Origin of the sequence: Rhodoblastus sphagnicola, from assembly GCF_002937075.1 — a bacterium.
Taxonomy (GTDB): domain Bacteria; phylum Pseudomonadota; class Alphaproteobacteria; order Rhizobiales; family Beijerinckiaceae; genus Rhodoblastus; species Rhodoblastus sphagnicola.
The window spans coordinates 1-5,134 of the sequence record NZ_NHSJ01000068.1 but is presented as its reverse complement, the minus strand read 5'-3'; the positions used below and the strand labels follow the sequence as shown (position 1 = coordinate 5,134).

Sequence of the window (5,134 nt, the reverse complement as noted above, 5' to 3'; positions counted from 1 at the left end):
GGGAGTCTGGATCGCTCCCGACCTTGGCTTCCTTCACAATCTTGCCTTTGGCGTCGACAATGCAAACGCTCGACAGTTCCAAAGACACGTCGATTCCGACATAATATTCCACGGCTGTCCTCCGTCCAGATGCTTGGGGCCGGCGCTAACCAGGGCCCCGTTCCTCATCATACGGGGGACAGCCACCGTCCTAAACCAGAGGTTCAGGCCGGGGCCATTACGGCATCTAGGTCCTCGGTCAGGGCACGGCTCGTCTATTTCCTCCTCGTCCGATTCGTCCTCCAAATCGGCGTCGCCGTCGATCTCGTCCAGCAGGAGAATCAGCGCCTCAATGGCGTCGGCGATCAGCACGCGCATGGACGGCGTGAATTCGACGATTTGGGTGAAGTCGTCAGGCTGGCGCATGGCGTTCGCCCCTCCTCTTGTCCTTTTCCATGTAATAGGCGACCCGGGCGGCGCCGGCGTGGTCGGCAACGGCGCTAGCAAGCTCCGCAAGCGCTTGCACGTCGCGCGGGTCTTCGTCGGCGTATGCCTCACCGTCCAGCAGGAGCCAGAGCGCCCGCGCCAAGTTGTGGGCAATGGTCAGATGCTCTTCGGTTGTTTCCAAATATTTCAATCGATCGGGTCTCTGGAGCCATTCGGCGGCGGCGGGTCTTTCCTCGGTCATTGTTCGCCCTCCGGCGTGCTGGCGCGCAATTCGGCCATCATCTCGTCAACCACGGCCAAGAGGTTCTTCGTCGCGGTGAAAATCTGGCCAGTAAGAACCCGCTTCAGGCCGGCTTTCCGGCAAGGGAGGGCATACATTGCCGGCTCTACGTCCAGCATCTCGGACGAAACCGCGATGAGCCGCCCGATTTGGTCGAGGCGCTTTTTCCTGGCGTCGGCGACGTTCGGTTGGATTGTTTCAGCGCTGGTCATCGGTCTCGACCTCCTTATCCTTGCGCATCAATTCGTCCAGGCGTTCCCATATGCGCACATGGCGTTCGGTAATTTCTTTCAACTGGCCAGCAAGCCATGTGATCGCGTCTCGTTTCTCAGGGAGCACTCTGACGAAGCCGTCCTCGCCCGAGGATTTGTCCAAGAAACCGCCGCAAACGGTTTCAAGCGACAACGACGCGAGCAAGAGATTGCTCATTGAATCGTCGAGGTCTTCGCGGACCTGATCAAATTCGGTATTGCTCATTAGATGCCTCCCTCACGCCGCGAACGAGCGCAGCAGCGCCGTGTAGCAGTCCTCAGGCAGGGCGAAATATTTGACGTGCTCCAGCAGCGCAGCGGACTTGGCGCGGACATCATCGATCGATGCGACGGGATGAGCACACAGCGCTTCAAGCGCCACGTCTTCCTCGTCCGCCAGCCGCGAAAGGTCGGGGTGGTCCTCGTCGATCTCAAGCGCGGCGTTATAGGCTCCCTGCGCCCGGCGATATTCGGCGATCATGCCGGCGATCGTCGAGACGCTGGCTAATGCAGCCGGAACGGCGGCTGACGCGACGACGGCGGCTCCAGCGGTGAGGAAACGGCGGCGATCAGGCAAAGCGGTAGCGCTCGCCGAAATGGCGTTATTCATGGTCATGCTCCTGTGGTTGAACTGTTTACGCGGCGCGGCTCGGAATGAACCGGCTGTTGATCCAGCGGGCGGCGGTGATCAGCAGCGGCCACACGCGGGAGAAGCGACGACGCAGCGGCGCCAGCGCGCCACCGTGGCGCACGATGACCAGCGCCGTGGCGGGGGTATAGATTTTAGCTATACCCTTCGCCTCCGCCCACGCCCGCTTTTGCGCGGCGGACAGGTCGAGGGGAATTTCGGCGATGAACGCCGTGAGCGGGCGGTTGTGAATGATCCGAGCGCCGACCACGCGCACGTCGAGGTCGAAAGCCTTGCGCGCGGTTTCCTCGCGGGCCTCGCGCGCAAGCTCCCAAGCGCGGGACATGATCCGGCGGCGGTCATAGACATGAAGGATCGGCGGCGGATCGGGCCGTTTCCGGGATTTAGGCGCACCTATAGCGCGCGCCGAAGTGATGTTTTTCGACATTGTAATAACCTTTCGGTTCGCTTATGATAACGGTGTACGCATTTGCGCACAGATTTTCGGTATCGTCAATGCAAATGATAACGGTGTTACGATGAATGCGGCGCAATGCCGGATGGCGCGGGCGGCTCTTCAAATCGGAGTGCGTGAGTTAGCGGAAGCCGCGAAGGTGTCACCCAGCACAGTTGCACGCCTTGAAGCCGGCGAAGAATTGAAGCCGCGCACCGTGGACGCGATCCGCGCCGCCCTTGAAGCTACTGGCGTCGAGTTCATCCCCGAGAACGGCGGCGGGGCGGGTGTGAGGCTGAAAATCCGCGCGTAGAAGCCACCTGAGCCAAGGCGCCCGCGAGGAATCACCGACGCGTCAGCAACGGCGAGCAGTTCCTTATGATCACTGCGGCTTCCGCCGCGCATCCGGTTTCGCGCCAGTGGAAAGGATATTGGCTGCGCACAAATTGATCGAACGCGGCCATCTTGTTAATTGACAGTTAACCTCTACCTATCATATTGATAGGGCCATGAGCAATGAGCCACCAATCGCTGAGCTTATGGCGTTCGCGCCTAGACCGAACGACTTCGTCAGTCGTGTTCGTAAATTAGCTAGTGATTCCAAAAATATAAAATGGGGCATCCATGCTCGGGAACGTATGCTGGAACGCGATATTCCTATTCGCGTTGCGCTAACGGTCCTGCGGGAGGGAACGGTCATGGGTGGCATAACTGCGGGGGCAAACCCCGGCGAATGGAAGGGGAAGGTCGTCCTGAACGTGAAGGGACGAAGAGACGTGGGTGTCGTTACAATTCTTGTCCGCGACGACCACATCAAAGTTAAGACAGTTGAATGGGAAGATATCAGATGAACATCCGCCACTTTGCCATCAAAGGTGAGGCGTTCTGCAAAGAGCCGCTTCACTATACTGACTGCGGGCTGGATAACATCTACCTGCGCAACGGCTTCTCATTGGACGCCGATGAAGAAGACCAATATCTGACTGTTGCAGATATTGACGGACTACATCGCGCAATTGGAATGAATATTGTTCTGACGCGCAAGGCTCCATCAGGAAAGGAGTTGCGATTTCTGCGCCATGAACTCAAGATGTCTCAAGCTGAGCTTGCGACAGTACTAAGCGTATCAGATCAAAGCGTTGCCAGATGGGAAAAGGGACAATGCGAAGCAAATGGAGCGGCAGTATTTGCCCTAAGAATCATATATCTTCTTTCACTGGTGCCTGATGACGAGCGAACAAGCCTGCTTGATGGAATACTTGAAAGACTCAAGCGGCTTTCGGAAGAAGATGAAACAACGGATGACATCGTCTTGTCTTATGTAGGCAAGAAATGGCAGGCTCCGACAATGGCGGCATAATGGTTATGGGGGGCGTCACCCCCAAACCCGCACACCCGACCGTTTCCCGTTGCCGCAAATCGCCCCGCGCTTCTCTGCAAGCCGTAGCGCCCGCCAGTGCATCCGTGGCGGGCATCTGCTTTCCTATTACGCGACAGCCCCCTGAAGATTGCGGATCAAGTTCGCATTCACGCGAGACTGATTAGCCGCGACCGATTGCGCGATGGTGCCCGCATCAGCGTTGCCGCCGTGGACGTTGATTGTCGTGTTGGCGTGGAGCGCGGCAGATGACGATGACGACGAACTGTTGTTGAACGACTGTGCTCCAGGCGCCCATCCCCGTTGATACGTGTGCCATGCGTCGGCAGGGTTGAACGTGGACTGCGGTTCCGCGTGGTGACGCCCCGCCCGCTCATTCGCGGATCGGTGAGAAACAAGGCCTCCGCCGTGGCTTCTCATCGCCTCGCGCACATGAGGCAACCACGCCCGCGCATTAGCGCCTCTTCCACCTTCTTCACCGCGCCCGTATCTTTCACTCTCGCGAATGCCGTCCATCGCCTTTGCGATGTCACCCGCCGACTCTCTCAACAAGCGCCCGCCTTCTTCTGTCCTTCGGGTGTCATAAAGCTGATCGCCGGGCTTGGCGGCGCTTTCAGCAACATATGCCCGCGACTGCCATCCCGCATCCCAAGGGTTGCCACCGTGTTCCTTGATCCAACGAGCAATCTTCGGCCACCGCGTGCTGTCCCACTGGAAAAGCCCGGTGTGGCCGCCTTTGACGTCATTATGAGCATGAGGGTTGAAACTGCTTTCAGACTGAGCTGAACCCATCGCCGCAGCAACGCCTTCTGGCGGCAACCCGGACCCGAGCAATGCAGCAAGCGCCTTTTTCGCGTTCTCTGACTGGACCGCTTTTCCGATGCGGCCACCGGCCCCGGCCGGCGCGGCCTCCGCGCCCATGCCGAATAATTTCTTGGTTCCATTCCACGCGCGGCGGAAGAACCCAGGTTTTTCGCCGTCGCCTGCCCCGGCATCGGCAGGGCCTCCCGTCCCTTGATGTTCATTCGGAGGACCATAATACGCGAGTTTGTTAAGCAGCCATTCAAGGCCGGTATCTTGCCCAAATTTATTGACCGCGTTCGCCGCATCAACGGCCCATTTGGTCAAATCTCTCAAATTCGCGACGAGATGCCCGATGTCCTTCGCAAATTCAGCAACCCCTTTGCCCGCCTCTTTCCAATCGACGTCGCCAAGACCTTCTTTCCAGCCTTTGAGTGCCTCCAAGAAGCCTTTGGTGATCTCTGAAAGAGCGTCAGAAATTTGCTTCGCGTGCTCGTCAAACCAATTACTGAGAGCGGTCAAATTCTCGCCGCCCGGCCCCAACAGCTTCGCTAGCGCGCCCTCGACGATGGTCGTGAACGTGTTCCAAATGCTACGCCAAGCCGTCATCAGCTTGTTGCCGTTCTCGGCCGCCTTCTCTGGGTCCAAGCCGACGCTGCGCTGGACCTTTTTGTAATGCTCCGCGAACTTGTCCACGCCCGCCGTCATCGCAAGCATGGTCTTTTCGTCAAAGCCCCAAATGCCCGCCATGTTCTGGCGCATGTATGGCGGCGCGGTGCGAAACCAATCGTAAGCGGCACGAGCCTCCCACATGGCGGTTTTCGTTGGAATAGTTGAGACTCGCTGGGGTTGAACCTGAGCGAGCTTCGTAAATCCATGCATCAAGCCAGAGATCAAGGCGCCTCTTACCAACGGG

General features: G+C 58.5%; 9 protein-coding genes and 2 pseudogenes. 4 read left to right on the top strand and 7 right to left on the bottom strand.

What is annotated here, in order from left to right; genetic code table 11:
• The 6 genes and pseudogenes from CCR94_RS10670 to CCR94_RS10645 all read right to left on the bottom strand — a co-directional run.
• Positions 1–112 (bottom strand): annotated as a pseudogene (locus CCR94_RS10670) (IS110 family transposase); the annotation flags it as partial.
• Positions 113–391: 279 nt separating this feature from the next.
• A complete protein-coding gene (locus CCR94_RS10665; RefSeq protein WP_104507836.1) occupies positions 392–667 on the bottom strand; it encodes a hypothetical protein in 276 nt (91 codons plus the stop codon).
• Complete coding sequence (locus CCR94_RS10660; RefSeq protein WP_104507835.1) at positions 664–918, bottom strand: hypothetical protein; 255 nt, start codon at positions 916–918, stop codon at positions 664–666. The genes CCR94_RS10665 and CCR94_RS10660 overlap by 4 nt, the downstream gene beginning before the upstream one ends.
• The gene (locus tag CCR94_RS10655; RefSeq protein ID WP_104507834.1) at positions 905–1,183 is read right to left on the bottom strand and encodes a hypothetical protein; all 279 of its coding nucleotides are present in this window, start codon (positions 1,181–1,183) and stop codon (positions 905–907) included. The genes CCR94_RS10660 and CCR94_RS10655 overlap by 14 nt, the downstream gene beginning before the upstream one ends.
• Before the next feature lie 12 nt (positions 1,184–1,195).
• Positions 1,196–1,567 (bottom strand): hypothetical protein, encoded by a 372-nt coding sequence (locus CCR94_RS10650; RefSeq protein WP_104507833.1) that lies wholly within the window; start codon positions 1,565–1,567, stop codon positions 1,196–1,198.
• Between the two features lie 25 nt (positions 1,568–1,592).
• Entirely contained in the window at positions 1,593–1,931 is a 339-nt protein-coding gene (locus CCR94_RS10645; RefSeq protein ID WP_146089954.1) for a hypothetical protein, read from the bottom strand.
• Between the two features lie 88 nt (positions 1,932–2,019).
• Between CCR94_RS10645 and CCR94_RS10640 the strand changes: the two genes are divergently transcribed.
• The 4 genes and pseudogenes from CCR94_RS10640 (at position 2,020) to CCR94_RS10630 (ending at position 3,399) form a co-directional block, all read left to right on the top strand.
• Positions 2,020–2,352 (top strand): helix-turn-helix domain-containing protein, encoded by a 333-nt coding sequence (locus CCR94_RS10640; protein WP_425332326.1) that lies wholly within the window; start codon positions 2,020–2,022, stop codon positions 2,350–2,352.
• Positions 2,353–2,381: 29 nt separating this feature from the next.
• Positions 2,382–2,489: pseudogene (locus tag CCR94_RS10635) on the top strand (IS1595 family transposase); the annotation flags it as partial.
• A gap of 59 nt (positions 2,490–2,548) precedes the next feature.
• Complete coding sequence (locus CCR94_RS24545; protein WP_146089953.1) at positions 2,549–2,890, top strand: hypothetical protein; 342 nt, start codon at positions 2,549–2,551, stop codon at positions 2,888–2,890.
• Positions 2,887–3,399, top strand: coding sequence for a helix-turn-helix domain-containing protein (locus CCR94_RS10630; RefSeq protein ID WP_158254709.1), 513 nt, complete (start codon positions 2,887–2,889; stop codon positions 3,397–3,399). Before CCR94_RS24545 ends, CCR94_RS10630 begins: the two co-directional genes overlap by 4 nt.
• Positions 3,400–3,525: 126 nt before the next feature.
• Here CCR94_RS10630 and CCR94_RS10625 read toward each other — a convergent pair.
• On the bottom strand, positions 3,526–5,134 hold a 1,609-nt coding region (locus tag CCR94_RS10625; RefSeq protein ID WP_206605817.1), incomplete at its 5' end, for a phage tail tip lysozyme.